Raw genomic sequence first — 26,132 nt, 5'->3', positions numbered from 1 at the left:
CCTTCCTTCAAGAACTCAACCCTTTTCGAAATCGGAAATGAAATCGTGACGCAACAACCGCCTCCCTCCAGCATCGACCTTTCCGGTTCGTGGCAGCTGACCTCCGTCGATGGCGAGATCAAAAGCGTCATCGCACTGCCGGGCGACGTGCATACGGCGCTTCACCGGGCCGGCCTGATCCCCGATCCCTATTTCGGGCGCAACGAGCAGAAGGTGCAGTGGGTCGCCGAGCGTGAGTGGGCGGTCGAGCGCAGCTTTGCACTGCAGGAGGTAGACGGCGACTGGTATCTCGATATCGACTATCTCGACACGGTCGCCAGCGTCTACGTCAACGGCTTCCTGGCGCTCGAAGCCGACAACAGCTTCCGCCGCTACCGGCCTGATGTCTCGAGCATGCTGAAATCGGGTGACAACGTCATCCGCATCGTGTTTGCCTCCAATCCCGCCGTTGGTGCCGAGCGGCAGAAGAAGCAGCCCTTCTATATTCCTTACAGCACGGGTAATTCGCCGATCCCGGACGGCAATATGCTGCGCAAGCCGCAATGCCACTTCGGCTGGGACTGGAATATCGCCATTGCGCCCTTCGGCCTCTACGGCACGATCGCGCTAAAGAAGCTCGAGACGGCGCGCATCGAGCATGTCGTTACCCGCCAGGCCCACAACAATGACGGCTCTGTCGATCTCACGGTGACGGCGAGCCTCTATGCCAAGCATGCCGGAATCGCGCAGGTCTATTTCGATCTCGACGGAGAGCGCGTGCGCCTCGATGTCGGCGTCAAGGGCGAGACAACGGTCAATCACCTCTTCCATATCGACAGGCCGCGCCTCTGGTGGCCCTCCGGCAGCGGTGAGCAGGCGCTTTACACGCTCTCCGTCGAGCTGCCCGATGAGGTGGTGACGAAGCAGATCGGTCTCCGTACCATCGAGCTGATCACCACGCCGGATGCATCAGGCAGCCGCTTTGCGTTCAAGGTCAACGGCAGAGAGGTCTTCTGCCGCGGCGCCAACTGGATTCCGGCCGATGCGCTCTATTCGCTCTCGTCGCCTGAAAAGACCGAAGATTTGCTGCAGTCGGCGAAAGCCGCCAATATGAACATGGTCCGCGTCTGGGGTGGCGGCTTCTATGAGCAGGATCATTTCTACGATCTCTGCGACCGGCTGGGTCTCCTGGTCTGGCAGGACTTCATGTTCGCCTGCAATCTCTATCCCTCGACGGAGGACTTTCTCGAGAATGTGGCAATAGAAGTCGATTACCAGGTCCGCCGGCTCTCCTCCCATCCCTCGATCGCGCTCTGGTGCGGCGACAACGAACTTGTCGGCGCGCTGACATGGTTCGAGGAATCGCGGAAGGACCGCGACCGCTATCTCGTCTCCTACGACCGGCTCAACCGAACGATCGAGCAGGCGGTGAAGAAAGCGTTGCCCGGCGCGCTCTGGTGGCCGTCGAGCCCGGCCTCCGGCTATCTCGATTTCGGCGATGCCTGGCATGCCGACGGCTCCGGCGACATGCATTACTGGTCGGTCTGGCACGAGAACAAGTCGTTCGACAATTACCGTTCGGTGCGGCCGCGCTTCTGCTCGGAGTTCGGCTTCCAGTCCTATACCTCCCTGCCTGTCATCAAGACCTATGCCGAGGAGAAGGACATGAACGTCGCTTCTCCTGTCATGGAGCTGCATCAAAAGAATACCGGCGGCAACGAGCGCATCGCCGGCACGATGTTCCGTTATTTCCGCTTCCCCAAGGATTTCCCGAACTTCGTCTATCTCTCGCAGATCCAGCAGGGCCTGGCGATCAAGACGGCGGTGGAATACTGGCGGTCGCTGAAACCCCATTGCATGGGCACGATCTACTGGCAGCTCAATGACACCTGGCCGGTCGCTTCCTGGTCGAGCCTCGATTATGGCGGGCGCTGGAAGGCGATGCATTATCTCGTAAAGCGCTTCTTCCAGCCGGTGGCAGTCGCGGCCATTCCTTCCGAGGACGGCAAGACGATCCGTTTCTCGCTGGTCAACGACACGCTTGCCGATGTCAGTGTCGATCTTTCAATTACTGTTCTGACGATGAACGGCGAGCGGAAGCACCTGAAAGATGTGCAGGCGGTCTGCTCGCCGGATGCGGCGGTGACGGCTGCGACCATCGACGTCGCTGAGATCGGCGAGGGAACGCTGCTCGCCTGGCATTTCACAGCCTCGAACGGCATGGGCGGCGAGGGGCATTATGTCAACGGCACCTATAAGGCGCTGGAGCTCGAGCCCGCGGGGCTGACGGTCACCCATGAATATGTCGAGGCGAGCGGCGCCGTCGACATCAACGTCACCGCGAAGGGACTTGCGCTCTTCGTGATGATCGAGAGCGAGACGGACGGCAAATATTCTGACAACGCCTTCGATCTCGCGGCCGGCGAAAGCCGCCGCATCACCTTTACCCCGGCACATCAGCTCGAACGCGGCAAGCTGCCGGACTTCCGGTTCTACGACCTGCATTCCTGCCAATCAGCGGATTGATCTTCCCAAGCATGGGCACGAGGCCCAAGGAGAACATGATGACGAAACTAAGCTACCAGCTCTATAGCGCGCGCAACTTCCAGCCCTATTCGGCGATTTTCGAGAAGCTCGGCAAGGCAGGTTATGCCGAAGTCGAAGGCTTCGGCGGCATCTACGCCGATCTCGACGATGCCGGCTTGAAAAGCCTTCGCGCCGAGCTCGACAAGAATGGCCTGGTCATGGCGAGCGGCCATTTCAGCCCCGATTTCCTGGAGAAGGAAGTTCAGAAGTCGCTCAATATTGCCAAGATTCTCGGCATGGACTCGATCTATGCGCCGCACCTGGCGGCCGAACAGCGCCCCTCGGATGCCGCCGGCTGGACGGCCTTCGGCAAGCGGCTGCAGGAGATGAGCAAGCCTTATAAAGAAGCCGGCTACGAATTCGGCTGGCACAACCATGATTTCGAGTTCGTCAAGCTGGTCGACGGCTCGCTGCCGATCGAGCGCATCTTCGAAGGCGCGCCCGACATTTCCTGGGAAGCCGATATCGCCTGGGTCATCCGCGGCGGCGCCGATCCCTTCGCCTGGATCGAGAAACTCGGCTCTCGCATCACTTCGGTCCACGTCAAGGATATCGCGCCGGCAGGCGAGGCGAAGGACGAGGACGGCTGGGCCGATGTCGGCCATGGCAAGGTTGAATGGGCCAAGCTGATCGCGGCGCTTCGCGGCACCAAGGCCAAGCACTTCGTCGTCGAACATGACAATCCCAAAGACATCGACCGCAACATCAGCCGTTCGATCGCATCCTTCAAGGCTTATTGAGGCACATCATGACCAGGGAACTTGGCGTCGGCATCATCGGATGCGGCAACATCTCCACCACCTACTTCTCGCTCGCACCACTCTTCAAGGGGCTGAAGGTGCTGGCCTGCGCCGATATCAACCTGCAGGCCGCCGAGGCCCGCGCCAAGGAATATGGCGTGAAGGCACAGACGATCGACGCGCTGCTCGCCAATGACGAGATCGACGTCGTCGTCAATCTGACCATTCCGGATGCGCATTTTCCGGTGTCGAAGGCGATCCTCGAGGCCGGCAAACACGTCTATTCGGAAAAGCCGCTGGTGCTTTCGCTGGAGCAGGGCGAGGAGCTTCGCCGCATCGCCAAAGCAAAAAACCTTGCCGTCGGCTGCGCGCCGGACACTTTCCTCGGCGGCGCGCATCAGCTTGCCCGCAAGTTCATCGACGACGGCGGCATCGGCCGGGTAACCTCGGGCGCCTGCTACGTGATGAGCCCCGGCATGGAGATGTGGCATCCGAACCCGGATTTCTTTTTCCTGCCGGGCGGCGGCCCGATCCTCGATCTCGGCCCTTATTACATCGCCAACCTGATCAACCTGATCGGCCCGGTCAAACGCGTCGGCGCCATGACCTCGATGGCATCGGAGACCCGCACCATCACCAGCCAGCCGCGCAATGGTGAGATCATCCCGGTCAAGACGCCGACGACGATCCAGGCGCTGCTCGAATTCGTCAACGGCGCCACGGTGACGCTGACGGCGAGCTGGGACGTGTGGTCGCATCGCCATGCCAATATGGAGCTCTACGGCACCGATGGCTCGCTCTACGTGCCGGATCCGAACTTCTTCGGTGGCACCGTCGAGGCAAGCGGCCGCGACAAGGACATCAAGCCGCTGGAAGCCTGGGAGCATCCCTTCGGCAAGATCAACCAGGAAAGCCCCAGTGGCTCGCGCGCCAACTACCGCACGGCCGGCCTTGCCGACATGGCGATGTCGTTGATCGAAGGCCGCGACGCGCGCTGCTCGCTCGACCGCACGCTGCACGGTGTCGACGTGATGACCTCGATCCTGAAGTCGGGCGAGGAAGGGCGTTTCATCGACCTCACCACGACCTGCACCCAGCCGGCTGCGCTCGGCATCGAAGAGGCGCACGCGCTGTTGAAGTGATAGGATAGCGTTAGAATCGTCGTGGTGAAGATTGCCCCTCACCCTAACCCTCTCCCCGTAAAGAACGGGGAGAGGGGACGTGCCAAACGCAGGGTTGAGATTTAAGCGAGCGGGTGCGGTATGTCCCTTCGCCCCGTTTACGGGGAGAAGGTAACGGCAGCCGGATGAGGGGCAGCTCCTGAGTCGGGCCCTGCGGGGCATCTATTGAGATATTTTAGCAAGGAGAGTCTCATGAGCTGGCAACCAGCCGCAGACCGTTATTCGAAAATGAAATATAACCGCGTCGGGCGTTCCGGCCTGAAGCTGCCGGCCGTTTCCCTCGGCCTCTGGCACAATTTCGGCGGCGACACGCCGCATGATCGCAAGATCGACATGTGCCGCACGGCCTTCGATCTCGGCATCACCCATTTCGATCTCGCCAACAATTACGGTCCGCCTCCCGGCAGTGCCGAGACCGCCTTCGGCGAAATTTTGCGGACAGAATTTTCCGGGCTTCGCGACGAGCTGATCATCTCCTCCAAGGCCGGCTACGACATGTGGCCAGGCCCTTACGGCGAATGGGGTAGCCGCAAATACCTGATCGCCTCCTGCGACCAGAGCCTGAAGCGCATGGGCCTCGACTATGTCGACATCTTCTATTCGCACCGTTTCGATCCGGACACGCCGCTGGAAGAGACCTGCGGGGCGCTCGACCACATCGTCCGCTCCGGCCGGGCGCTCTATGTCGGCATCTCCTCCTATAATTCGCAGCGCACCCGCGAGGCGGCCGCAATCCTCAGGGAGCTCGGCACACCGTGCCTGATTCACCAACCGAGCTATTCGATGCTCAACCGCTGGGTCGAGGACGACAGGCTGCTCGACACACTCGATGAGGTCGGCCTGGGCTCGATCGTCTTCTCGCCGCTTGCCCAGGGCATGCTGACCACGAAATATCTCGGCGGCATTCCTGATGACAGCCGCGCAGCCCAGAACCATTTCCTGAAGCGCGACTTCATCCGTTCCTCGATCATCGACAATATCAGGAAGCTCAACGAGATTGCCGAGCGCCGCGCCCAGACGCTGGCGCAGATGGCGATCGCCTGGGTGCTGCGCGGCGGACGCGTGACTTCGGCGCTGATCGGGGCCAGCCGTTCCTCGCAGATCGTCGATTGCGTCAAGGCGCTGGATAATCTCGAATTCAGCCTGGAAGAACTCGCTGAGATCGACGTCTACGCCCGCGAGGCTGATATCAATTTGTGGGCGAAGTCGGCAGAGCGGGAGTAGTATGGGCAGTGGGAGTTTGTGGCAGCATGTCGCCACAGGCTCCCTCATTCGTGTGGCCCAAGCTTCGCCCGAGGACAGAGATGATGGAGGAGAGGTTTTCCCGCCTTCGTCTGACGTACGTACCACAGAAATAATCTAAGGAGGAGGCTTCATCATGATCCGCAATCCCATCCTGCCGGGGTTCAATCCCGATCCGTCGATCTGCCGTGTGGGCGAGGATTATTACATCGCCACCTCCACCTTCGAATGGTATCCCGGGGTGCAGATCCACCATTCGCGCGATCTGGTGAACTGGACGCTGGTGCGCCGGCCGCTGGAACGGACCTCGCAGCTCGACATGCGCGGCAATCCTGATAGCTGCGGCATCTGGGCGCCGTGCCTTTCTTTTGCCGATGGGCAGTTCTGGCTCGTCTATACCGACGTCAAGCGCTTCGACGGCAATTTCAAGGATGCGCATAACTACATTGTCACCGCGCCTTCTATCGAAGCGGAATGGTCCGAGCCGGTCTATGTCAACTCTTCCGGCTTCGATCCTTCGCTCTTCCACGACGATGACGGCCGCAAGTGGTTCGTCAACATGCAGTGGAACCACCGCACCGAGAGCTTCGGCGGTTCGCCGAAATCACCGGCCTTCGACGGCATCCTGCTGCAGGAGTGGGACCCGGCGACGAAGGCGCTGAAAGGCCCGATCAAGAACATCTTCGCCGGCAGCCCGCTTGGTCTCGTCGAGGGCCCGCATCTTTTCAAGCGCAATGGCTGGTACTATCTGACAACCGCCGAGGGCGGCACCGGCTACGACCACGCCGTCACCATGGCGCGCTCGCGCCGCATTGACGGGCCTTATGAGATGCACCCGAACATGCACCTCATCACCTCGAAGGATCATCCGGGCGCGGTGCTGCAGCGGGCGGGGCATGGCCAATATGTCGAGACGCCTGACGGTCAAGCCTATCATACCCATCTCTGCGGCCGGCCGCTGCCGCCGAAGCGGCGCTGCACGCTGGGGCGCGAAACGAGCCTGCAGAAATGCGTCTGGCGCGACGACGACTGGCTTTACCTGGAAAACGGCACGACAGTGCCAGAGGTCGATGTGCCGGGCCTCTTCGGCGCGGTACCGGCGGAAAAGCCGATGCGCACCGAATACAATTTCGACGGGGGCAAACTTCCCGCAGATTTCCAGTGGCTTCGCACGCCCGAGCCAACGCGCATCTTCAACCTGACGGACCGTCCCGGCCATCTGCGCCTGATCGGGCGCGAAAGCATCGGCTCCTGGTTCGAACAGGCGTTGGTCGCCCGTCGGCAGGAGCATCACAGCTTCCGCGCCGAAACCGTGGTTGAATTCTCACCTGATACCTATCAGCAGGTGGCTGGGCTGACGCATTACTACAACCGCCACAAATTCCACGCCGTCGCCGTGACGCTGCACGAAACGCTCGGCCGCTGCGTTACGATCCTGTCCTGCAGCGGCGACTACCCGAACGGCCGCCTGAGCTTTCCCGCCGAGAGCGGCGTCGCGATCCTCGCCGAGGGGCGCGTCCAGCTCGCCATGGAAATCCGCGAAAACGACCTGCAATTCTTCTGGCAGACCGAAGGCAAGGGCGCCTGGCAGCCGATCGGGCCGGTTCTCGATGCAGGTGTGGTTTCCGATGAAGGCGGGCGCGGCGAACACGGCTCCTTCACCGGCGCCTTCGCCGGCGTGTTTGCCTTCGATACGTCGGGGCGGGGGAAAGTCGCGGATTTCGACTGGCTCAATTACGACGAGTTGTGAGTGCGGCTCGCACCTCGTCTTGCGACTCCTATTCCGCGGCAATTAAAAAGAAAGCCGGCGCAAGGCCGGCTGAGGCGAACGCGGCTGGACAGGGGATATTGGCCGGTTCAAAGCACTTGGTGACTGACAATAACTTTCACTACATGCCGAGGCAGCGGAAATAGGGCGCAACGAGAACGCCGGAGGATGGCTCCGCAAACGGATGGGCGGCGGGGCGGATGCCGGTGCTGGCCTCGGTTCTCTTATCGGGCAAGAATATCACCGGATGATGACATCCGAACCGACCGTCACCTTTCTTTCAACGATCGGCGGCAGGAAATACTGCTGCTGTGCGCCGTTGAACATGAAGCTATCTCCCCTGTGCAATTGCCCAGGCTGGAGCCAGCTGAGGAAAGGACGAGATCATTGACGCCGCACTCACTTTTCCGCACAACGTCGATCTCTGTTCCAAATCCAACCGGGTGTGAGATGACTTTAAAGATTCGCGACGCGGTGCGCGCTGATGCGGCGACGATCCTGAGGTTCATCCGGGAGTTGGCCGTCTACGAGAGGGCTGAGCACGAGGTCGAAGCGACTATCGAGACGCTGACCGAATCTCTTTTTGGCGAGGGATCAGTCACGCATGCTCTGATCTGCGAGAAGGATGGTGAGGCGATTGGTTCGGCCATCTGGTTCTTCAACTATTCGACTTGGCAAGCCAGGAAGGGCGTTTATCTTGAGGATCTATACGTGACGCCGACGGCCCGCGGCCTCGGCGCCGGAAAGGCATTGCTGCGGCGCCTTGCTGAAATCGCGCTGGAAAACAATTGCGGCCGGTTCGAATGGAGCGTGCTTGACTGGAACGAGCCTACCATCAAGGTCTATGAGGCGATCGGCGCCCAGCCTATGAAGGAGTGGGTCCGCTACCGCCTGTCCGGCGAAAAACTGAGCGCCTTTGCGGCCGGATGAAGGTACAGATCAAGACGCCGATCTTCAGCGGAAGCATACTCAGGGAGCCGATAGGTCCGGGCCGAATCCGTAGCCGATGGACTTGCCAACGACGTCCAGGTGCGATTGTCGAGACAATAGCTGAGAGCTAGCTAGGGGCACGTCACTGGTCGGAGACGTGGTTATCCTTGGAACGGTGTTGGTGCTGCGTGAATGCAGTGTTCACGTTCCCGAAGGATGTCAAACCGACACAGACGAACTATATAGCGGGCCGAAATACTTCGAGAATCCACAAGAGTTCCGCATGGCCCCCATTATTTCCGTCCAGAACCTGACCAAGACCTATGCCAATGGGTTCGAGGCCCTGAAGGGCATCAACCTCGATGTGGAGAAGGGCGAGATCCTGGCGCTGCTCGGACCGAACGGCGCTGGCAAGACGACGCTGATCTCGATCATCTGCGGCATTGCCAACCCGAGCGGCGGCCAGGTGCTGGTCGCCGGTCACGATGTCGTCAAGGATTTCCGCGCAACGCGCTCCATGATCGGGCTTGTGCCGCAGGAACTGACCACCGATCAGTTCGAGACGGTGTTCAATACGGTGAGCTTTTCCCGTGGGCTGCACGGCAAGAAGGCCAACCCCGCCCATATCGAGAAGGTGCTGCGAGCGCTCTCGCTCTGGGACAAGAAGGACAACATGCTGCGCCAGCTCTCCGGCGGCATGAAGCGGCGTGTGCTGATCGCCAAGGCGCTCTCCCATGAGCCCGAGATCCTTTTCCTCGACGAGCCAACCGCCGGCGTCGACGTGACGCTGCGCAAGGATATGTGGAATGTCGTCGAGCAGCTGCGGGCTTCCGGTGTCACCATCATCCTGACAACACATTATATCGAAGAGGCCGAGGAGATCGCCGACCGGGTCGGCGTCATCAATGGCGGGCAACTGCTGCTCGTCGAGGACAAGGCGGCGCTGATGGCCAAGCTCGGCCGCAAGCAGCTCATCCTCGATCTCACCGAACCGCTCGAGCGGCTGCCGGACTGTTTTGCCGGCAACGGATTGACGCTGGAAGCCGAAGGCTGCCGGCTGACCTATGATTTCGATGCCGATAACGAGCAGGAGAGCATCGCGACCCTGCTCACCCGGCTGAGCGAGAACAATATTCATTTCAAGGATCTGTCGACGCGGCAAAGTTCGCTCGAAGACATCTTCGTGGCCCTGGTGGGAGCGGCAAAATGAACGTCGAAGCAATCAAGTCGATCTATTTCTTCGAGATGGCGCGCACGCGCCGCACCCTGCTGCAGAGCGTCATCTCGCCGGTGATTTCGACATCGCTCTATTTCATCGTCTTCGGCGCGGCGATCGGCTCGCGCATACAGGAAGTGGAGGGTGTTTCCTACGGCGCCTTTATCACACCCGGCCTGATCATGCTGACGCTGCTCGGCCAGTGCATCAGCAACGGCTCCTTCGGCATCTATTTCCCGAAATTCACCGGCACGATCTACGAGGTGCTGTCGGCGCCGGTGGCGATGACGGAAATCCTGCTCGGCTATGTCGGGGCGGCGGCGACCAAAGGGATGATCATCGGTTTCATTATCCTGCTGACCGCCAATCTTTTTGTCGACGTCAGGATCGAGCATCCCTTCATGATGATCCTGTTCTTCCTGCTGACGGCCGTCACCTTCAGCCTGTTCGGCTTCATGATCGGCATCTGGGCCGGCAATTTCGAGCAGCTGAATCTTATTCCGATGCTGGTGGTGCCGCCCCTGACCTTCCTCGGCGGCAGCTTCTACTCGATCAACATGCTGCCGCCCTTCTGGCAGGCAGTCAGCCACTTCAATCCGGTCCTCTATCTCGTCAGCGGATTCCGCTGGAGCTTCTACGGGATCGCCGATGTCAATCCGGCGACCAGCCTGGCGATGATCACGGTGTTCCTGGCGATCTGCCTCGGCACGCTCGGCTGGATCTTCAAGACCGGTTACCGGCTGCGCAACTGACGCTGACCGTGCGTCATCGGAAACTCCGATGACGCTATCGATTTCTTCCGTTTTTCTTCCGCTGCCGTCCGGGGCATCTGCTCTCTCATTCAAATGGAGATGCGAGATGACTGCGATCAGGATTGAAGGTGCGAAGGTGTTGATTGTCGGTGGCAGCTCCGGCATGGGACTGGCGCTTGCCATGCGCCTGCTTGCCGAGGGAGCCTCGGTGACGATCGCGGGGCGCAGCCGGGAGAGGCTCGCGGCAGCCCGCCGCCACCTCGGCGACCATCCGAAACTCGCGATACGTGCCGTCGATATAACCCGGGAGGAAGAGGTCGCCGCGCTGTTTCAGCACGGCGAACCGCTGGATCATATCGTCAGCACGGCGGCCGATATCGAAGGCGCCTATCAGCTCCTGCCGTCGATTGAGCTTGCGGCGGCGCAACGGGTGGTCGAAAGCAAGTTCTATGGACCGCTGCTGCTGGCAAAACATGGCGCCGCCCATCTGTCGCCTCTGGGATCCATCACTTATACCTCGGGGGTCGCCGCGTATCGACCGGCAGCGCGTGGCTCGGTGGTCGCAGCCGTCAACGCGGCGCTCGAAGGCCTGGTGAGAGCGCTTGCCGTCGAGTTGGCTCCGATCCGCATCAATGCCGTATCGCCCGGATGGGTCGATACGCCGATCTGGGGCTTTGTCGCCGGCGACGCCAAACAAGCAACGCTGGACGCGATGGCGGAGCGCCTGCCGGCCGGCCGAGTCGGGCAGCCGGAGGATATTGCCGACGCAATCCGTTTTCTCATCGGCAACGGCTTTACGACGGGCACGATCCTGCATGTCGAGGGCGGACATCGGCTGGTTTGACCGGCGAGAGATGTTCGCTTGCTGACTGCAGGATAAGGGCGAGCGCTGGCGGCTGAACGCGCCGGCGCCGCCACGTCATCACCAGCGAAGCGGCTGGCGGTTTGCCCGGCCACGACAATTCGACGATATCGCTACGCGCCGGAGACAGCCCGATCGCGAGGCGCGGGACGAGCCCATAGCCGGTGCCGGAGGCAACGAGGCGAATGATCGTTGCGATACTGTCTGCTTCCGTTGCGATGGGCGGCGGCGTCACACCCGCTTCGGCAAAGGCAGTATCGAGCAAATAGCGATAGACGCAGCCGGCTTCGGTCGCCACAAAGTGGGTGGTGCTCAGCGCCGCCAGGCTGTCAAATGAGGATAGCTGCGCGTTGCGGCCCGCGATCAACACCAGCGGTTCGCTGCAGATATGGCGCGTCGCGAAGCGCTCGTCCTCATGGCCGCGATCGAAGGTGAAGGCGACGTCGATCGAGCCGTGCTGCAGTTGCGCATGCAATTCGCCACTGCCGCCAACCTTGAGTTTGAGAGCGAGGCCGGGATTCTGCCGACGGAAGCGGGAGAGCCAGGGTGCCAGCCTTTCAGCGGCGATGGTTTCGAGCGTGCCCAATATGACGGATTGTTCGGCATTGCCGGCGGCCGAGCGGACGGCGTCCTTCGCCTCGCCATTCAGCGCCAAGATCTCTTCCGCATAGGCCTTCAGGGCTGCCCCTGCCGGCGTCGGGACGACGCCTTGCCGGGATCGGACAAACAGCTCGGCGCCGAATTCCTCTTCGAGCGCCTGTATCTGGTCGCTGAGGCTCGACTGCGCGAGGTTGACCTCGGCAGCGGCGCGCGTGAGGTTTCCGTGGCGGATGACCGCAAGGAATGTCTTCAGTTGTCGTGGAGTCATGTCAGGTTCCGGCATTGCGCGGGCGTAGAATATCAACAAAGAGGACCGGGCGGCAATCAGGCCGCGTTTAGGAAGCGCCGCAATTTTAACACGAAAAATGTCCAGCGTTGCTGGTCGCGGGGGCAGGGGATGATCACCAGCAGCGTGTTTGAAGTCTTCGCGATTGCCGCGCTCCTCTTTTTAAACCCACAAGGAAGCCGGTCGTACGTGGCCGCAGCGCCCGTCAAAGTTACTTATGCCGTGGTCATTGGGCAAAACGAGCCGATCTCTGCTGAGGTATCATGCGTCCCGGATGTTTCTTGCGACCTTGTCGACCATGCCAATTCCGCCGTCCATCTCGCGATTACGGTGTCTTCGGGCTTGAAGGGGGGTGAACTGCGCATCTATTGCTCGACTGATCCCTGTTCCTTCGGGGGTTCGCGATCGCGCATCGATTTTTCCGGCCGGCGAGTTACCGCCGACATCTTTTTAGGTGAGTCCGATTTCGGTATCGCGGTTCCGCTGGTTGTAAGGCAGCGACGTATTATCGGCAAAGTCCTTGTCTCCTATTGATTGTCTTATCTTGCGCATTCCCCTCAGGCGCTGCTGACGAGGAGAGCGCCTGAGAGAATGAGGAGGGTGCCGGCGGCGAGCTTGCCTGTGTTGATCTCTGAGGCCTCGCCGAGGTAAAGGGCGCCGATGGCGAGCGTCACCAGCACGTTGCAGCTCCAGATCGGCGCGAGTTTCGAGACGGGAACGCCGTAAGCGAAGAGCGCGAAGCTGATCAGGCCGGTGCCGAGGGCGAAGCAGGTGCCGGCGGTCGCGGCCAAACCAAGGCCCTCGAGGCTCCAGGGAGCGGGACGCCAGACCAGCGCCGCAATCAAGCCGGCGAAAGCACAGGCCGTGCCGAAGGCGATCAGATAGACGGCGGAGCCGGTAGCGGCCGTGGCGCTCTGCTTCTGGAAGATGGCGGTGATGCCCCAGAAAATGGCAGGCAAGACGCCGCCGACGATGATCGGCCAGAGTGAATTCATCGCGAAACTCCTGTCGCACCCATTGGTCAAAGCCATCGCCCGAAGCGATGGCCGAACGAACATGCGGGGTGCCACCAGACTAGGAGTTTCTTCTTGCTCTTTGTGGTCTTGTTGTTTTGCCGGTGAAGGTGACAGATCCGGCCCGTGCCGTAAAGTGGCATCGCGCCATTGGTCGCACGGGGTGACTGGCTTGCATTTCCACGGGCGGTGAAACCTCACGTTGACGGGGTGGAAATATTCGTCTAGCCATAGCGGCCATGAAGATCGCAATGGTTCTTGTCGTGGTGATAAAGCGCATGGGCAGGATGGTGTAACCATCCGGCGATCAGCCCCATGCGCGGTAGTTCGAGCTCCTGACGGGGCTTTTTTTGTGCCCTGAATTTGCGTTGCGCCTCGTCAGACTCTCCACAAATCTCGCTGACAAGACGGGTAGGACCATGACAGGCAATAATTCCGTTCAGACTTCCGGCAGCCGCCTGACCGAGAAAACGGTCACGACATCGACGGCGGCACCCCGACGCACGATCCTCCTGCTGCTGACGGCGCTATCGGTATTGCCGGTCAACATATATCTGCCGGCGCTGCCAAACATCGCTGCCACGTTTCGGGCCGATTTCGCCCTCGTCAATCTTTCGATTGCGGGCTATGCGATCATCAACGCCGTGACGGAAATTGTCGCGGGCGCGATGTCGGATCGCTACGGACGCCGGCCGGTGGCGCTGATCGCCGTTTCGATTTTCATCGTCGCGTCCATGGGCTGCGCGCTCGCTCCCAATATCGGCATTTTCCTGTTGTTTCGCGTGATGCAGGCGTCGATCGCCGCCTGTTTCTGCGTCGCTCTTGTCGTCATCAAGGAGACGGGGGGCGAAGGCCAGGCTGTCAACAGGATTGGCTATGCCGCCATGGGTTGGGCAATCGCCCCGATGCTCGGTCCGAGTCTCGGCGGCGTCCTGGACGAAGCGTTTGGGTGGCGGGCGATCTTCGTCGCTCTCGCGCTGCTTGGCGCAGCCATCCTTGCGATTTCCATGCGCGAGCTGAAGGAAACGGCCGGGCATGCGTCGAGACCGAGAGGCAATTATCTTGCCTCTTATCGGCAGCTCCTGAGTTCGCCGCGGTTCTGCGCGTATACGCTGTGCATGGCCTGCTCCACCGCCACTCTTTATATCTTCCTCGGAGGTGCATCTTTGGCCGTCGGTCCATTGCTCGGCGGATCGAGCGCGAAACTGGGTTTATTCATGGGGATGGTTCCCGCAGGCTTCATTCTGGGCAGCTATCTGGCTGCCCGATCGACCGGAAGATCGCTCAGCATCACGCTCGTCATTGCGCGCCTATCGACCTGCATGGGTCTGCTGCTGGGGCCGACCCTGTCGATCTCAGGCGTCACGCATATCCTGGCGTTTTTCGGACCCTGCATGTTCATCGGCATCGGCAATGGCTTGACCTTTCCGGCCGCCAATCTGGGGGTGATGTAGGTCCGCGCCAATCTCGCCGGCACCGCCGCCGGCCTTGCCGCTGCCATGTCGATCGCCGGCGGGGCGCTGATCGCTTCAATCGCCGGACTGTTTCTCCGCGAGGCCGGCGCAATTCCGACGCTGTTCGCGATGTTGCTGACCTCGGCGTCGCTCGCCCTCTTGGCCGCGCTTTCGGCGGGTTCATCGACGGGCGAACTGCTCCGGGCGCTCCGCATGGAGAGCCTGCCGAAACCCGACGGGGCGGGTGAGGTCCGCTATCGGAAGGCGGCAGATGGTGAGCCCTGCGACGCCAGGGGCTCAATCCCGCAGGCGCAGTTCGTCGGTCTGCATCTGCATGGAGCCCAGGGTTTCCAGGAAGCTCATGCCGAGCAGGCTCTGGTCGAGCCGGCCGTCCTCGGCGACGCTGGCTGCAACATTGTTGCGGACGATCGGACCGATCGCCACCTGGTCGAGCGTGATCGGGGCTGCGCGACTGCGGCCGTTGGCGGTCATAACCGTCATCGAATAGGTGAGGCCGGTGAGATCGATGCCGATGCGTTCGGCATCCTCGTGCGAGAGCGCGACCATGCTGGAGCCGGTGTCGACGAGCATCTCGACCGGTCGGCCATTGACATTGACGTCGGCTTCGAAATGGCCGTTCAACAGCTTGTGCAGGATGATTTCCTCGCCACCCTCGCTCGTCGTGACCACGACGGCGCGGCCGGGAACGAGGCCGGCGAGCACGCGGTTGCCGACGCCGAGCGCTTCCTGGCGATAGAGATAGACGGTGACGAGCGCCAGGATGATCACCAGCCAGATCATCATCTGGCGCATGGTTTCGCCGACGCTGCGCCGGCTTCCCCAGATGCCGGCCGACAGCATCAGTGCGATCGGCAGCAGGTAGACGACGCGGCCGAAATCGTCGCTTTGCAGGCCGAGGATGCGGCTGGTGTCATTGTTGAGGATGAGCACGGCAAGGCCGATGCCGATTATGACGAGGAAGACAGTCAAACGGATCATCAGGGCTGCTCCGGCCGCGCGGCGAGGCTTGTTTCCATGTGGCTCCTCGTGGCGGCGGCTGCGAGCCTCGCCGGCAACAGCGCCATGATCCCGCCGCGCTCGGTCTCGGTATAGTTCATCCAGCCACCGATTTCCTCAAGAGTGCGGCCGCATCCGGCGCAAAAACCGGTGGCTGAAACCATGGAGCAGACGTGAATGCAGGGTGTTTGCATGGAGGATATATCGGAGTTTCAAAGAGCCGTGGCAAGGGCGCATAAAGTGGCGATTTCGCAGATCTGCTGCGTCGCCCCCAGCGTGTCGCCGGTGTGGCCGGCAAGCCGGCGGCGGATGAAGACGGTGCAGGCAAATCCTGCAGCGCCGGCGGCGAGCAGGCTGGCGACGAGCGGCCACAGGCCGAAGGCCGGCCAGATCAGAAGTGCTGCGAGGAGACCGGCTGCGACGAGCGCAAAATGCATCGCCGCCTCATCCGGCTGACCGGTCGAGGCGGCCACGCCATCGACCTTTGCCGGCGGCAGCCGCTGCCAATGCCAGGCGATTGCGCCGCGGCTCAGCGCCGCGACGGCGGGGATGGTAAGGACCGCTGCGAGAGGTGAGGAATGGCGGACGATGGCGGCAAGAGCTGCCGCGCGGATCGCGATGGAGAGAATGAGCGCGATGGCGCCATAGGTGCCGATCCGGCTGTCCTTCATGATGATGAGGCTCTGTTCACGGCTCTTGCCACCGCCGATGCCGTCGGCCGTATCCGCCAAACCATCTTCGTGCAGCGCGCCGGTGACAAGAGCCTGGACGGCAAGTGCGACCAGTGCGGCTACCAGTGGATCGGCGCGCAGGCCCAGAAGAAGGAGGAGGGCGAAGGCCGGGACAAAGCCGATGAGAAGGCCGGCGAAGGGAAAGGCGCGCACCAGACGGCCGAGCCTGCCGTCATAGCCGTTGAACAGCGCTGGCGGCATGGGAAGACGGCTGAGGAAGGCGACGGCGCGGGCGGTATCGACCGCATAATCCTTGATCTTCATTCTGTTTCGTTCTGCCGGAGGTCCCGACTTATGGTCGCGGCGGCGCTTTTGGTGTTGTTCGCTTGGTTCGCCGGCTTTAAGAGAGAGCCACCGCAAAGAAGCTGATTTGCTCGACGCAAACAAGTGGTTTGCGTGAAAACAAGATAGCCGAATTCATAGGAAAACCGCACAGATGAGCGTTTCAGGCCTGCCGTTCGACGATTTCCGTACCCTGCTTCGCGACCTGCCGGGGCCGGATGCCCGCGCGCTGGTGGCCGCACGCGAACGCGACGCGCAGCTGACCAAGCCGCCGGGTGCGCTGGGACGGCTCGAGGAAATCGCCTTCTGGCTTGCCGCCTGGACGGGCCGCCCACCCGCCGTCAACCGGCCGCTGGTGGCAATCTTCGCCGGCAATCACGGCGTCACCAGACACGGCATCACGCCGTTTCCGCCGGCCGTGACCCAGCAGATGGTCGAGAATTTCGCAGCCGGCGGCGCGGCAATCAACCAGATCTGCGTCGCCCACGATCTCGGGCTGAAAGTCTTCGATCTGGCGCTCGATTATCCCACAGGCGATATCACCGAAGAGGCGGCGCTTTCAGAGCGTGACTGCGCCGCGACCATGGCTTTCGGCATGGAGGCGATCGCCGGCGGCACCGATCTGCTCTGCATCGGCGAGATGGGCATCGGCAATACGACAATTGCGGCCGCGATCAACTATGCGCTCTATGGCGGTTCGGCGCGCGACTGGGTGGGGCCCGGCACCGGCTCTGAAGGCGATATGTTGGAGCGCAAGATCGCGGCGGTGGAAAAGGCAGTGGCGCTGCATAGCGACCATCTCGACGATCCGCTCGAGATCATGCGGCGGCTCGGCGGGCGCGAGATTGCGGCGATGGCGGGCGCCATTCTTGCCGCCCGCATGGAGCGCATTCCGGTGCTGATCGACGGTTATGTCGCGACTGCCGCGGCTGCGATCCTCAAAGCCGCAAATCCTACCGCGCTCGATCATTGCCTGATCGGCCATGTCTCTGCCGAACCGGGGCATCTGCGCTCGATCGAGATGCTTGGCAAGACGCCGCTTCTGGCGCTCGGCATGCGGCTCGGCGAAGGCACCGGTGCGGCGCTGGCCGCCGGTATCGTCAAGGCGGCGGCCGCCTGCCATTCCGGCATGGCAACCTTTGCCCAGGCGGGTGTGAGCGGCAAACATTGAGGCCGCGACCGGCACCGGCGATGCGGTCTCCGGTTCGCTTGCACCGTTCAGGCGGATTCGCTATTTGCCTATTGGCTCACCAAAGGGGAGACGGCGAAGCCTTTCCCGGGTCCGTGGCGCAATGGGAAGAGGAGAGGGCGTGGTGATGAAGCCTGCGGTGACGAAAGAGACCGGATTTCGGCATTTCATCGCCGCCGCCAGCTATTCCTGGGCGGGCTTTCTGCGCGTGCTGAAGGAAGCTGCCTTTCGCCAGGAACTCGGCTTCTTCGTCGTTTCGATCGCAGCGCTGGCGCTGGTCGGCGCGACCGCCGGTGAGATGGTCGTCGCAGTTCTGCTGTTTCTCGGGCTCTTTTCGATGGAGGCGATGAATACCGCCGTCGAAGAGGTGATCGACCGGATTTCGCCGGAGATTTCGATCGTCGGTAAACATGCCAAGGATCTCGGTTCCTTTGCGGTGAGCTGCATGATCGCCGCCTGCTGTCTCTATCTCGGCTTCGTTCTCGGCAAACATATCTTCTTTGGACCCGCATGATGTCGTCCGAAAACCGCTCACACTTTTCGGCATCATGCTTTAGCTGAATCAGGCAAAACTCTTGCGCTTGCGGGCGACGGCCTGGGCCTCTTCGACAGCCGGCAGGCTCTGGAGCACGCGCTTGGCGGGCAGGATGGCGATGACCTCGGTGCCCTCGCGCAGCTTCGACTTCAAGAGGAACTGTCCGTCATGCTTGGCAAGGATCGCCTGGACGATCGGTAGGCCGAGGCCGGTGCCCTGTTCGGCGCTTTTGATGGCGATCGAACCTTGGCCGAAGGCCGAGAGGACGACGGGGATCTCTTCTTCCGGAATGCCGGGGCCGTTGTCCTTGATCGAGATGTACTGGCCGCCACCAGCCGTCCAGCCGACCTTGACGTGGATTTCGCCGCCCTGCGGCGTGAATTTGACGGCATTGGAGAGAAGGTTGAGCACCACCTGGCGCATCGACTTCTCGTCCGCCCAGATGGCCGGTAGCTGCCGCTCGAATTGATCCGAAATGGCGATGTTCTTGGCGCGGGCGCGCAGCTGGACCATGCCGATGCAATCCTCGGTGATATCGAGCAGCGAGATCGCCTCCTCGCTCAGCTCGTATTTGCCGGCCTCGATGCGCGACAGGTCGAGGATTTCATTGATGAGATCGAGCAGATGCTGGCCGGAGCGGTGGATATCGCCGGCATATTCCTTGTAGGTCGGATTGGCGAGCGGTCCCATGACTTCTGCCGACATCACCTCGGAGAAGCCGAGGATGGCGTTGAGCGGGGTCCTGAGTTCGTGCGACATCGAGGCGAGGAAGCGGGACTTGGCGAGGTTTGCCTCCTCGGCGCGGCGGCGCGCCTCGTCCGACATCGATTTCGCCACTTCAAGCTCGGCGATCAGGTCGTCCTTCTCCGACTGATAGGAGAGGATCCTGAGGTTCGATTTGAACAGCCGGTCGCTGATATAGTTGAAGAAGACCAGGGTGGTCGTGAACAGGCCGGTCAGGCTGATTTCGAGGAGGTCGCGCGACAGGCCGCTCTTGGCGCCAAGCGCCAGGACCGCCGGCGCGAAGGCGACCAGCACGGCAGGCGTCAGCATGAAATTCGACATCGCCGTGACGGAGAGCGCAATCAGCAATGTTGCGCCCTTATAAAGAATGAAGCTCGACGGCTCGCAGGTGTCGCAGCCCTGCAGCGCGAAGACGGCCCAGCAGCAGCCAACCAGGAATTGGCCGGAGAGCAGCAGGCGGCGCCATTTGCGGGCGCTCTCGGAGGTGATTTCCTGGCGGCGCGCGCGCCGCGCGAGCAGGATATTGCCGGTGTGGCAGGTGAGCGTCAGCAGCGCCCAGAAGAGCAAACGCGTATCGTGGGTGAAATAGACGCCGAGGGCGGTGATGATGACGACGAACAGCGGCATGATCGTCGCGCCCTGCAGCATCGATGCTATGTACATCTTAAGGACGTCACGGTCGAAGGAGGAATTGGACGCATGACCGGACTGAAGACGTTCGCGCGTCTGCCGCACGGCCTTGGAAACGGCCTTGTTGCGGTGGCTACGCGACCTGTCGACGATAATCTTGTCGGTCGATGTGCTTACGCCGGTACTCATGTGCACGTTGAAACTTCATCCCAGGGTGGATAAGAGCTTAACCGGCAATTCTTAAGAAGATGTTTGCCATCTTTGCCAAGGGTTTGTTTTTTAAGGAGGCGAAAGCGTGACACGGGGCCTGCGCCTGATTCGCGACGGCGTCACCGCTTTTGCCCTGCTGGCGCTCCTGGCGCTGATCGCCGCCAAGGTCAACGATACCGCAGCCATCAAGCATGCGGGCGCCTTTCATGCCGCCGATGGCGACAGTCTGTCTTTGGGGCGGGAGCGCTTGCGGCTCGAAGGCATCGATGCACCGGAGCTTAACCAGAGCTGCGAGCGGGCGGGAACAGTCTGGGCTTGCGGGCGCGCCGCGCGCCAGGCGCTGCAGGAGATGGTGCTGGCATCGGGAACGCTTTGCCAGGGCAGCCGGCGCGACCGCTATAACAGGCTGCTCGTCGTCTGCCGCAATGGGGCAGGCGGAGACATCAACGCCGCCATGGTGCGGCGGGGCATGGCCATTTCCTATGGCGGTTACGGCAAGGAGGAGGCGGAAGCGAGGGGTGCAAGGGCGGGGATGTGGGCCGGAAGTTTCGAGCGGCCGCGCGATGTGCGCGACCATGCCCGCCAGAATTCCAGTTTCGACGAGACGCTGCGCTTCATCGGGCGAATCGTCGGGTGGGAGTAAAGTGATGACCGACGAAGCCAGGCTGGAAACTTTGCGGCGTGAAATCGCCGCCTGCCGCATCTGTCGCGACGCGCCGGCAAAGGGGCCGGCGCACCGGTTGCCGCACGAGCCGCGGCCGGTGGCCGTGATCTCTTCGAACGCCCGTATCCTCATCGCCGGCCAGGCGCCCGGACTGCGCGTGCATGAGAGCGGGCTGCCATTCGACGATGCCTCAGGTGACCGGCTGCGATCCTGGCTCGGCGTCGACAGGGCAAGCTTTTACGACCGCGACCGATTCGCCATCGTGCCGATGGGCTTCTGTTTTCCCGGCTATGATGACAAAGGCGCGGATCTGCCGCCGCGTCGCGAATGTGCACCATTCTGGCGGCAAAGAGTACTTTCGGCGATGCCGCAGATCGAACTCGTGCTGGTCATCGGCCAATATGCACAGGCCTGGCATATGGCCGGCGGAGGGCAGGGCGGTATGACTGAGACGGTGCGGGGGTGGCGCGACAGCCTCATGTCCGGGCGGTCGCCGGCGGTGCTACCGCTGCCGCATCCGAGCTGGCGCAACAGCGGCTGGCTGAAACGCAATTCCTGGTTCGAAGAAGAATTGCTTCCGGTCTTGCGGGAGCGGACGAAAATGCTGCTTTCCTGAAACAAAATTCTTTTCGTCGCGCGGAATCGAGTTATACAAAGAAAATAATTCGAAAGGACTGACGTGCGCATGGACCGCCTCGACCGAAAAATACTGCGTCTGCTGCAAGAAGATTCGACGCTTGCCGTTGCCGACCTCGCCAAGAAAGTGGGGCTGTCGACGACGCCCTGCTGGCGCCGCATCCAGAAAATGGAAGAAGACGGTGTCATTAAGCGTCGGGTTGCCATCCTCGATCCGGAGAAGGTCAACACGAAGGTCACCGTTTTCGTGTCGATCCGCACGGCTACCCATTCGATCGAGTGGTTGCGCCGCTTTTCCGAGGTGGTCGCCGAATTCCCCGAAGTGGTCGAATTCTACCGGATGAGCGGTGATGTCGATTATCTCCTGCGAGTCGTCGTGCCCGATATCGCCGCCTATGACGCCTTTTATAAGCGGATGATCGCAAAGATCGAGATTCGCGACGTCTCCTCCGCCTTCGCGATGGAGCAGATCAAGTATTCGACCCAGCTGCCGCTGGACTACATGATTCTCGAGAACGCCAAGTCCAACGAAGACTGAATGCGAGCGTGCGATCTACCGCCGCCTGGAATTGCGTCGATAATCGTGGCACGGTCTGCTACCTCAGAGGGTATCCTCCCCAAGAAATGGGCTTCGAGCGGCATTCTCATCATTCGTGAGAATGTCCGCAATGAGGCCGCAAGCAGGGCCGAGAGAGGGTTCTGACTGCAGAAAAGTCTCATAAATAGCAGAAAAGCGCTCGAATCGCGGCGAAATCCTGAAGAAATACATAGCCTAGTAACGATTAAGGGCCTATGGTGCGTACAACCAGTGGGCAACATGTCATCATTTTGACGCATTGGTATCGAATTCAGGACACTATGTTCTAAGCCGTCACCTTGTAAGTGTTCATTAGCCGGCGGTAGAGTTTTTTGAGCTTCACCATTGTGTCCGACGAAGATCGGACGGTGAGGATTTTGATGAAAGAATATGACGTTTGCGGCTTGCGATGGAGGGGTTTCCGTCGCCGGGCCGTTTGTGCGTTTTTCTGCTGTAACCAGTTGAAATTGTTGTATAAAGATCACGCTTTCGGGGAAAGTGGCTCGATCGGACTCCTCCCGCGTATATCGAGAATTGCTTGAACGCGCCCGGTATGGGATGACGATTTGGCGGTTCGATCGATCCGCACGCCGAGATGGCTGTTCAAACTGGGCCGGCTTCAAATCGACTACCCGATTGGAAGCCAGCCCCGATCGACAAAGGAATGGATTGGTAAATGAACATCAGAATGGTTTTGCTCGCATCAGCAGCAGCATTTGCTGCATCGACGCCGGTTCTTGCAGCTGACGCTATCGTTGCTGCCGAGCCGGAACCGGTTGAATATGTTCGCGTCTGCGACGCTTACGGCACCGGCTACTTCTACATCCCCGGCACCGAAACCTGCCTCAAGATCGAAGGCTACATCCGTTTCCAGGTTAACGTTGGCGAAGACGTCGGCGGCGATTCTGACTGGGATGCCGTGACCCGCGGTCAGGTTCAGTTCACCGCCAAGAGCGACACCGAGTATGGTCCGCTGACGGGCGTCATCGTCATGCAGTTCAATGCTGACAATGCCACCGACCAGGAAGCCATTCTCGACTCCGCTTACCTCGACATCGCGGGCTTCCGCGCTGGTCTGTTCTATAGCTGGTGGGACGATGGCCTCTCCGGCGAAACCGACGACATCGGTTCTGTCGTAACGCTGCACAACTCCATCCGCTATCAGTACGAGAGCGGCACCTTCTACGCTGGCCTCAGCGTCGATGAACTGGAAGACGGCGTTTACCAGGGTGACGTGGACCCCGCCACGGGCCTTCTCGTTCCGAACGATGGTCCGAACAATGTCGGCGTTGCCTTCGGTCTCGGCGGCACTGCTGGTGCCTTCAGCTACCAGCTCACTGGCGGCTGGGACGTCGACAACGAAGACGGCGCAATCCGCGCTATGGGTACGGTTGAGATCGGCCCCGGCACGCTCGGCCTCGCTGCTGTCTACTCCAGCGGCCCGAACTCCTACTACTCGACGGCTGAATGGGCTATCGCTGCCGAATACGCCATCAAGGCAACGGACAAGCTCAAGATCACTCCTGGCGTCCAGTACTATGGCAACTACATTGGCGGTGCCAGCGCGGGTGACACCGTTCCTAACGACTACGACGGTGCCGGCGATGCTTGGAAGGTTGGTCTGACGGTTGATTACCAGATCGTCGACAACTTCTACGCCAAGGCTTCGGTTCAGTACCTCGATCCGGATGATGGCGACGACTCTACTTCGGGCTACTTCCGCCTGCAGCGTTCGTTCTAATCCACTTAGTGGATGCTCCCGGTCTTCGGATCGGGGGCGTTCCAAATCAGTTTCTGATCCGAGTGACCTCCGATCAGCTACGGGGACGGGTCCGGTCTTCCCTGCCGGACCGTCCTTGCAGCGTTTTTGCACCCATTTTCGTGGCAGTGTTTTTGGTCGCCATGCGGGTAGGCCGAACCGGCATGTTGCGTATCGCACGTCGGCATCCCGCCAGCCTCATTGAGGCTTCATATTTATCAATTTCATAAGATTTGAATCGGTCGATGTGCATCGGTTTGCTTTGCCGCGGCGGGTCGCGGAAAAGAAAATCCAATGCCGACAATGTGATTACAGCTTTTTGGGAGAGAGGATACAACCGCGTTCAGCGGGGCAGCATTCATTCCTACTCTCGGATAGCTTGTTCTTATGGACGATCTTAACGACTATTATTATTTCGCCGCCGTGGTCTCCAGCGGCGGATTTGCGTCGGCCAGTCGCGATCTGAAGATACCGCGTTCGAAACTCAGCAGGCGGGTCAGTCGGCTTGAGGACGGGCTCGGCGCGCGGCTGATAGAGCGTTCGACCCGTCACTTTCGGGTGACGGCGATCGGCCAGGCTTTTTACGAAAGGTGCCAGACAATTCTGCAGGAGGCCGATCGTGCCAAATCGATCGTCACCGAAGCTCAGTCCGATCCGCAGGGCGTGGTGCGGATGGCTTGCCCGCTCGGGCTTGTCGACATCTCCGTTGGCGGCATTCTGCCTGAATTCCTGGAACGTTACCCAAAGATCAAGCTGCAGATTATCGGTTCTGATCGGCGCGCCGACCTCATCAACGAACGAATCGACCTCGAGGTGAGGGCGACCAACGAGCCGGAGACGCAGACAAGCCTGACGATGCGCAAACTCGACCGGGCGCGGCGTATCCTCGTCGCCAGTCCGTCGCTCGTGGAACGCAGCGGTGGTTTGAATTGCGTGGACGAACTCGCCGACCAGCCGACGCTGGCGATGACATCGTGGGTGACATTCCATACCTGGGAGCTCATCGGCCCGAATGACGACAAGCGGGTAATCCGGCATCAGCCGCGGCTGACCTGCCGCAGCATGACCGCTATCCTCGATGCAGCCCGCGCCGGCCTCGGCTTCGGACTGCTGCTCGACAGCGCCTGCGAGGCGGATCTGCAGGCTGGCAGGCTGGTGCGGGTGTTGCCCGAATGGCAGTCGGAAGAAAGCCAATTCTATATCGTATTCACGACGGCCAGAGGCATGCCGCCGGCGGTAAGAGTGCTGATCGACTTTCTGGTCGAAAAATCCAGGCATCATTGACGGTGAGACGAAAGCCCCGACCCCAAAGCGTGTCTCGAACCAGGCCCAAGGTTGACGGGAGGAAGCTCGAGCGGCGGCCTGTCGTCGTTCAAGTCGGACAGCCCGCACCGAAGTGCTTACCATGGCACGGACGATTACGCAGTAGGGCAATGGATGGAACGATCTGCCTCGACCGTTGTTGAATCTTGGGCGGGTGGAGTCCCCTGATGATGCGAATGCTGATGATCGTCATCATTGGAGCGATGATTGCTTCAATAGTCGGTATCCTGGCTATCAAGCCATTTGATCACGGCAGCAATAAGAGCGACGCGCCACCAGCGGTGATTCAACAACCGGAGCCGAAATAGTAGTGCAGCTTTGGCTGACGTGCCAAGGCATTGATAAACAAAAACAAATCAATCTCGTGGCGTCGTTCCCATAAGCCCTTGGGCCATAGCAGCGGAGCTACGTGAGGCGTCTGGATGTGCGCAATTGCCCAACTTTCGCGCCAAAGGCAATGGCCGCGAGAGAGATGAATGATCAGATGACTGCCGGCCCGTGGACAGCTTTTCTGTGGCGCCACGCGGACCGTCAGTGGGCCGTCTGCGAATGTGCGCCCCCACGTTGCGAAATGCCGCTCAGTGCTCTGCCTGTTTCCATGGTCTCGCCCTTCATGGCGAGATCGCCAAGCGAGATGATGCCGACCAGCCGCTTGCTTCGGTTCAGCACCGGCAAGCGCCGCACTTGAAGATCCCCCATGTTGTGAAGAACGTCTTCCAAATCTTCGTCATCGAAGCAGTACTTGACATCGGTACTCATTACATCCCGGACCTTTGCGTCGGGACCTTTGCCCTCTGCCACGCCACGAATGGCAATGTCGCGATCAGTGATCATCCCGACCAGCCGATCATTCTCTGCCACCGGGAGAGCGCCGGCATCGAGACGTCCCATCATTGCGGCAACTTCCCGCAATGTCTGGTCCGGATCGGTGATCTGAACGTCGGTGGTCATGCAATTGCTGACTTTCATGATAGCCTCCCTCATGTTGTGCGCGCCAAGCCGCTGGACAAAAACAATCAACGCACATCGGTCGGAAACGTTCCTGTCAAAGGCCCAGTGGTAAAAAATGTGCCGGAGCGTCTCTCTTCCTTCTCCTCGCCGATGGCGGGATCCTCATCATCGGTCGTTGACAGATCGCTGGGCCTGACTCGGAACCTTCAGTTTGGCGGTCGGTTCTTGTCGGTGAAGCTGGAGGAACCGGCTATGTCTGGAAAAATTGCTGCCCC

Annotated in this window: 25 protein-coding genes and 1 pseudogene; 19 read left to right on the top strand and 7 right to left on the bottom strand. The window is 60.8% G+C overall.

Translation table 11 applies throughout. The annotated features are described in order from the left end of the window. Positions 1–45: 45 nt before the first annotated feature. The 9 genes from EFD56_RS11300 to EFD56_RS11260 all read left to right on the top strand — a co-directional run bounded on the left by EFD56_RS11300 (position 46) and on the right by EFD56_RS11260 (position 11,238). Positions 46–2,505: a beta-mannosidase gene (locus EFD56_RS11300; RefSeq protein WP_126905263.1), complete on the top strand. Its 2,460-nt coding sequence runs from the start codon at positions 46–48 to the stop codon at positions 2,503–2,505. Between the two features lie 38 nt (positions 2,506–2,543). Further along, positions 2,544–3,305 carry a sugar phosphate isomerase/epimerase family protein gene (locus EFD56_RS11295; RefSeq protein WP_126905262.1) on the top strand — a complete coding sequence of 254 codons (762 nt, stop codon included), beginning with the start codon at positions 2,544–2,546 and terminating at the stop codon, positions 3,303–3,305. 8 nt (positions 3,306–3,313) lie between these two features. Next, the gene (locus EFD56_RS11290) at positions 3,314–4,447 is read left to right on the top strand and encodes a Gfo/Idh/MocA family protein (RefSeq protein WP_064822198.1); all 1,134 of its coding nucleotides are present in this window, start codon (positions 3,314–3,316) and stop codon (positions 4,445–4,447) included. 231 nt (positions 4,448–4,678) lie between these two features. Beyond that, a complete protein-coding gene (mgrA, locus tag EFD56_RS11285; protein WP_126905261.1) occupies positions 4,679–5,710 on the top strand; it encodes an L-glyceraldehyde 3-phosphate reductase in 1,032 nt (343 codons plus the stop codon). A 154-nt stretch (positions 5,711–5,864) separates the two neighbouring features. Then, the gene (locus tag EFD56_RS11280) at positions 5,865–7,478 is read left to right on the top strand and encodes a glycoside hydrolase family 43 protein (RefSeq protein WP_126905260.1); all 1,614 of its coding nucleotides are present in this window, start codon (positions 5,865–5,867) and stop codon (positions 7,476–7,478) included. A gap of 468 nt (positions 7,479–7,946) precedes the next feature. After that, positions 7,947–8,426: a GNAT family N-acetyltransferase gene (locus EFD56_RS11275; protein WP_064825345.1), complete on the top strand. Its 480-nt coding sequence runs from the start codon at positions 7,947–7,949 to the stop codon at positions 8,424–8,426. 283 nt (positions 8,427–8,709) lie between these two features. Beyond that, on the top strand, positions 8,710–9,636 hold the full coding sequence (locus EFD56_RS11270; RefSeq protein WP_037139823.1) for an ABC transporter ATP-binding protein: 927 nt from the start codon (positions 8,710–8,712) through the stop codon (positions 9,634–9,636). Beyond that, positions 9,633–10,394 carry an ABC transporter permease gene (locus tag EFD56_RS11265; protein WP_004678436.1) on the top strand — a complete coding sequence of 254 codons (762 nt, stop codon included), beginning with the start codon at positions 9,633–9,635 and terminating at the stop codon, positions 10,392–10,394. The genes EFD56_RS11270 and EFD56_RS11265 overlap by 4 nt, the downstream gene beginning before the upstream one ends. A gap of 106 nt (positions 10,395–10,500) precedes the next feature. Continuing rightward, positions 10,501–11,238, top strand: a complete 738-nt coding sequence (locus EFD56_RS11260) for an SDR family oxidoreductase (RefSeq protein ID WP_037139820.1) — start codon at positions 10,501–10,503, stop codon at positions 11,236–11,238. Here EFD56_RS11260 and EFD56_RS11255 read toward each other — a convergent pair. Next, positions 11,189–12,124, bottom strand: coding sequence for a LysR family transcriptional regulator (locus EFD56_RS11255; protein ID WP_126905259.1), 936 nt, complete (start codon positions 12,122–12,124; stop codon positions 11,189–11,191). The genes EFD56_RS11260 and EFD56_RS11255 overlap by 50 nt on opposite strands. Positions 12,125–12,253: 129 nt before the next feature. On the opposite strand from EFD56_RS11255, the gene EFD56_RS11250 reads away from it, so the two are divergent. Continuing rightward, positions 12,254–12,676: a hypothetical protein gene (locus EFD56_RS11250; protein WP_126905258.1), complete on the top strand. Its 423-nt coding sequence runs from the start codon at positions 12,254–12,256 to the stop codon at positions 12,674–12,676. A 23-nt stretch (positions 12,677–12,699) separates the two neighbouring features. On the opposite strand, the gene EFD56_RS11245 is transcribed toward EFD56_RS11250, so the two are convergent. Continuing rightward, entirely contained in the window at positions 12,700–13,137 is a 438-nt protein-coding gene (locus EFD56_RS11245; protein ID WP_016733303.1) for an EamA family transporter, read from the bottom strand. A 437-nt stretch (positions 13,138–13,574) separates the two neighbouring features. Here EFD56_RS11245 and EFD56_RS11240 point away from each other — a divergent pair. After that, positions 13,575–14,857, top strand: a pseudogene (locus EFD56_RS11240) (MFS transporter). 49 nt (positions 14,858–14,906) lie between these two features. On the opposite strand, the gene EFD56_RS11235 reads toward EFD56_RS11240, so the two are convergent. The 3 genes from EFD56_RS11235 to EFD56_RS11225 are packed head-to-tail and all read right to left on the bottom strand — an operon-like array spanning position 14,907 to position 16,621. After that, on the bottom strand, positions 14,907–15,608 hold the full coding sequence (locus tag EFD56_RS11235) for a TIGR02281 family clan AA aspartic protease (RefSeq protein ID WP_126905257.1): 702 nt from the start codon (positions 15,606–15,608) through the stop codon (positions 14,907–14,909). Further along, positions 15,608–15,820, bottom strand: coding sequence for a DUF1289 domain-containing protein (locus EFD56_RS11230; protein ID WP_004678418.1), 213 nt, complete (start codon positions 15,818–15,820; stop codon positions 15,608–15,610). The genes EFD56_RS11235 and EFD56_RS11230 overlap by 1 nt, the downstream gene beginning before the upstream one ends. An 18-nt stretch (positions 15,821–15,838) precedes the next feature. After that, entirely contained in the window at positions 15,839–16,621 is a 783-nt protein-coding gene (locus tag EFD56_RS11225; RefSeq protein WP_126905256.1) for an adenosylcobinamide-GDP ribazoletransferase, read from the bottom strand. A gap of 172 nt (positions 16,622–16,793) precedes the next feature. Here EFD56_RS11225 and cobT point away from each other — a divergent pair, with 172 nt between their 5' ends. Then, positions 16,794–17,810 carry a nicotinate-nucleotide--dimethylbenzimidazole phosphoribosyltransferase gene (gene cobT / locus EFD56_RS11220; RefSeq protein ID WP_004678415.1) on the top strand — a complete coding sequence of 339 codons (1,017 nt, stop codon included), beginning with the start codon at positions 16,794–16,796 and terminating at the stop codon, positions 17,808–17,810. A gap of 142 nt (positions 17,811–17,952) precedes the next feature. Continuing rightward, on the top strand, positions 17,953–18,342 hold the full coding sequence (locus EFD56_RS11215; protein WP_037117640.1) for a diacylglycerol kinase: 390 nt from the start codon (positions 17,953–17,955) through the stop codon (positions 18,340–18,342). A gap of 48 nt (positions 18,343–18,390) precedes the next feature. Here EFD56_RS11215 and EFD56_RS11210 read toward each other — a convergent pair whose 3' ends face one another. Further along, positions 18,391–19,926: a sensor histidine kinase gene (locus EFD56_RS11210; RefSeq protein ID WP_126905255.1), complete on the bottom strand. Its 1,536-nt coding sequence runs from the start codon at positions 19,924–19,926 to the stop codon at positions 18,391–18,393. A gap of 106 nt (positions 19,927–20,032) precedes the next feature. Here EFD56_RS11210 and EFD56_RS11205 point away from each other — a divergent pair, with 106 nt between their 5' ends. From EFD56_RS11205 to EFD56_RS32590, 6 genes are all read left to right on the top strand, one after another. Then, the gene (locus EFD56_RS11205; RefSeq protein ID WP_126905254.1) at positions 20,033–20,590 is read left to right on the top strand and encodes a thermonuclease family protein; all 558 of its coding nucleotides are present in this window, start codon (positions 20,033–20,035) and stop codon (positions 20,588–20,590) included. A 4-nt stretch (positions 20,591–20,594) separates the two neighbouring features. Next, positions 20,595–21,227: a uracil-DNA glycosylase family protein gene (locus tag EFD56_RS11200; protein ID WP_126905253.1), complete on the top strand. Its 633-nt coding sequence runs from the start codon at positions 20,595–20,597 to the stop codon at positions 21,225–21,227. A gap of 69 nt (positions 21,228–21,296) precedes the next feature. Then, positions 21,297–21,785: an Lrp/AsnC family transcriptional regulator gene (locus tag EFD56_RS11195; RefSeq protein ID WP_004678404.1), complete on the top strand. Its 489-nt coding sequence runs from the start codon at positions 21,297–21,299 to the stop codon at positions 21,783–21,785. Positions 21,786–22,500: 715 nt separating this feature from the next. Further along, positions 22,501–23,565, top strand: a complete 1,065-nt coding sequence (locus EFD56_RS11185; RefSeq protein ID WP_064822187.1) for a porin — start codon at positions 22,501–22,503, stop codon at positions 23,563–23,565. A 405-nt stretch (positions 23,566–23,970) separates the two neighbouring features. After that, a complete protein-coding gene (locus tag EFD56_RS11180) occupies positions 23,971–24,867 on the top strand; it encodes a LysR substrate-binding domain-containing protein (protein ID WP_126905252.1) in 897 nt (298 codons plus the stop codon). A 206-nt stretch (positions 24,868–25,073) separates the two neighbouring features. Continuing rightward, positions 25,074–25,214: a hypothetical protein gene (locus tag EFD56_RS32590; RefSeq protein ID WP_164736821.1), complete on the top strand. Its 141-nt coding sequence runs from the start codon at positions 25,074–25,076 to the stop codon at positions 25,212–25,214. A gap of 223 nt (positions 25,215–25,437) precedes the next feature. Here the strand turns inward: EFD56_RS32590 and EFD56_RS11175 are convergent, their stop codons facing one another. Continuing rightward, entirely contained in the window at positions 25,438–25,875 is a 438-nt protein-coding gene (locus EFD56_RS11175) for a CBS domain-containing protein (protein WP_064836353.1), read from the bottom strand. Positions 25,876–26,132 lie beyond the last annotated feature (257 nt).

Origin of the sequence: Rhizobium phaseoli, from assembly GCF_003985125.1 — a bacterium.
Taxonomy (GTDB): domain Bacteria; phylum Pseudomonadota; class Alphaproteobacteria; order Rhizobiales; family Rhizobiaceae; genus Rhizobium; species Rhizobium phaseoli.
This window is presented reverse-complemented; position numbering and strand designations above follow the sequence as displayed.

Excerpts from the sequence above, each read along its gene's own strand:
- mgrA (WP_126905261.1), top strand. The coding sequence starts at position 4,679 with ATGAGCTGGCAACCAGCCGCAGACCGTTATTCGAAAATGAAATATAAC.
- EFD56_RS11280 (WP_126905260.1), top strand. The coding sequence starts at position 5,865 with ATGATCCGCAATCCCATCCTGCCGGGGTTCAATCCCGATCCGTCGATC.
- EFD56_RS11225 (WP_126905256.1), bottom strand. The coding sequence starts at position 16,621 with ATGAAGATCAAGGATTATGCGGTCGATACCGCCCGCGCCGTCGCCTTC.
- EFD56_RS11180 (WP_126905252.1), top strand. The coding sequence starts at position 23,971 with ATGGACGATCTTAACGACTATTATTATTTCGCCGCCGTGGTCTCCAGC.
- EFD56_RS11265 (WP_004678436.1), top strand. The coding sequence starts at position 9,633 with ATGAACGTCGAAGCAATCAAGTCGATCTATTTCTTCGAGATGGCGCGC.
- EFD56_RS11185 (WP_064822187.1), top strand. The coding sequence starts at position 22,501 with ATGAACATCAGAATGGTTTTGCTCGCATCAGCAGCAGCATTTGCTGCA.
- cobT (WP_004678415.1), top strand. The coding sequence starts at position 16,794 with ATGAGCGTTTCAGGCCTGCCGTTCGACGATTTCCGTACCCTGCTTCGC.
- EFD56_RS11270 (WP_037139823.1), top strand. The coding sequence starts at position 8,710 with ATGGCCCCCATTATTTCCGTCCAGAACCTGACCAAGACCTATGCCAAT.
- EFD56_RS32590 (WP_164736821.1), top strand. The coding sequence starts at position 25,074 with ATGATGCGAATGCTGATGATCGTCATCATTGGAGCGATGATTGCTTCA.
- EFD56_RS11200 (WP_126905253.1), top strand. The coding sequence starts at position 20,595 with ATGACCGACGAAGCCAGGCTGGAAACTTTGCGGCGTGAAATCGCCGCC.
- EFD56_RS11175 (WP_064836353.1), bottom strand. The coding sequence starts at position 25,875 with ATGAAAGTCAGCAATTGCATGACCACCGACGTTCAGATCACCGATCCG.
- EFD56_RS11195 (WP_004678404.1), top strand. The coding sequence starts at position 21,297 with ATGGACCGCCTCGACCGAAAAATACTGCGTCTGCTGCAAGAAGATTCG.
- EFD56_RS11235 (WP_126905257.1), bottom strand. The coding sequence starts at position 15,608 with ATGATCCGTTTGACTGTCTTCCTCGTCATAATCGGCATCGGCCTTGCC.
- EFD56_RS11250 (WP_126905258.1), top strand. The coding sequence starts at position 12,254 with ATGATCACCAGCAGCGTGTTTGAAGTCTTCGCGATTGCCGCGCTCCTC.
- EFD56_RS11230 (WP_004678418.1), bottom strand. The coding sequence starts at position 15,820 with ATGCAAACACCCTGCATTCACGTCTGCTCCATGGTTTCAGCCACCGGT.
- EFD56_RS11245 (WP_016733303.1), bottom strand. The coding sequence starts at position 13,137 with ATGAATTCACTCTGGCCGATCATCGTCGGCGGCGTCTTGCCTGCCATT.
- EFD56_RS11295 (WP_126905262.1), top strand. The coding sequence starts at position 2,544 with ATGACGAAACTAAGCTACCAGCTCTATAGCGCGCGCAACTTCCAGCCC.
- EFD56_RS11290 (WP_064822198.1), top strand. The coding sequence starts at position 3,314 with ATGACCAGGGAACTTGGCGTCGGCATCATCGGATGCGGCAACATCTCC.
- EFD56_RS11255 (WP_126905259.1), bottom strand. The coding sequence starts at position 12,124 with ATGACTCCACGACAACTGAAGACATTCCTTGCGGTCATCCGCCACGGA.
- EFD56_RS11260 (WP_037139820.1), top strand. The coding sequence starts at position 10,501 with ATGACTGCGATCAGGATTGAAGGTGCGAAGGTGTTGATTGTCGGTGGC.
- EFD56_RS11210 (WP_126905255.1), bottom strand. The coding sequence starts at position 19,926 with ATGAGTACCGGCGTAAGCACATCGACCGACAAGATTATCGTCGACAGG.
- EFD56_RS11275 (WP_064825345.1), top strand. The coding sequence starts at position 7,947 with ATGACTTTAAAGATTCGCGACGCGGTGCGCGCTGATGCGGCGACGATC.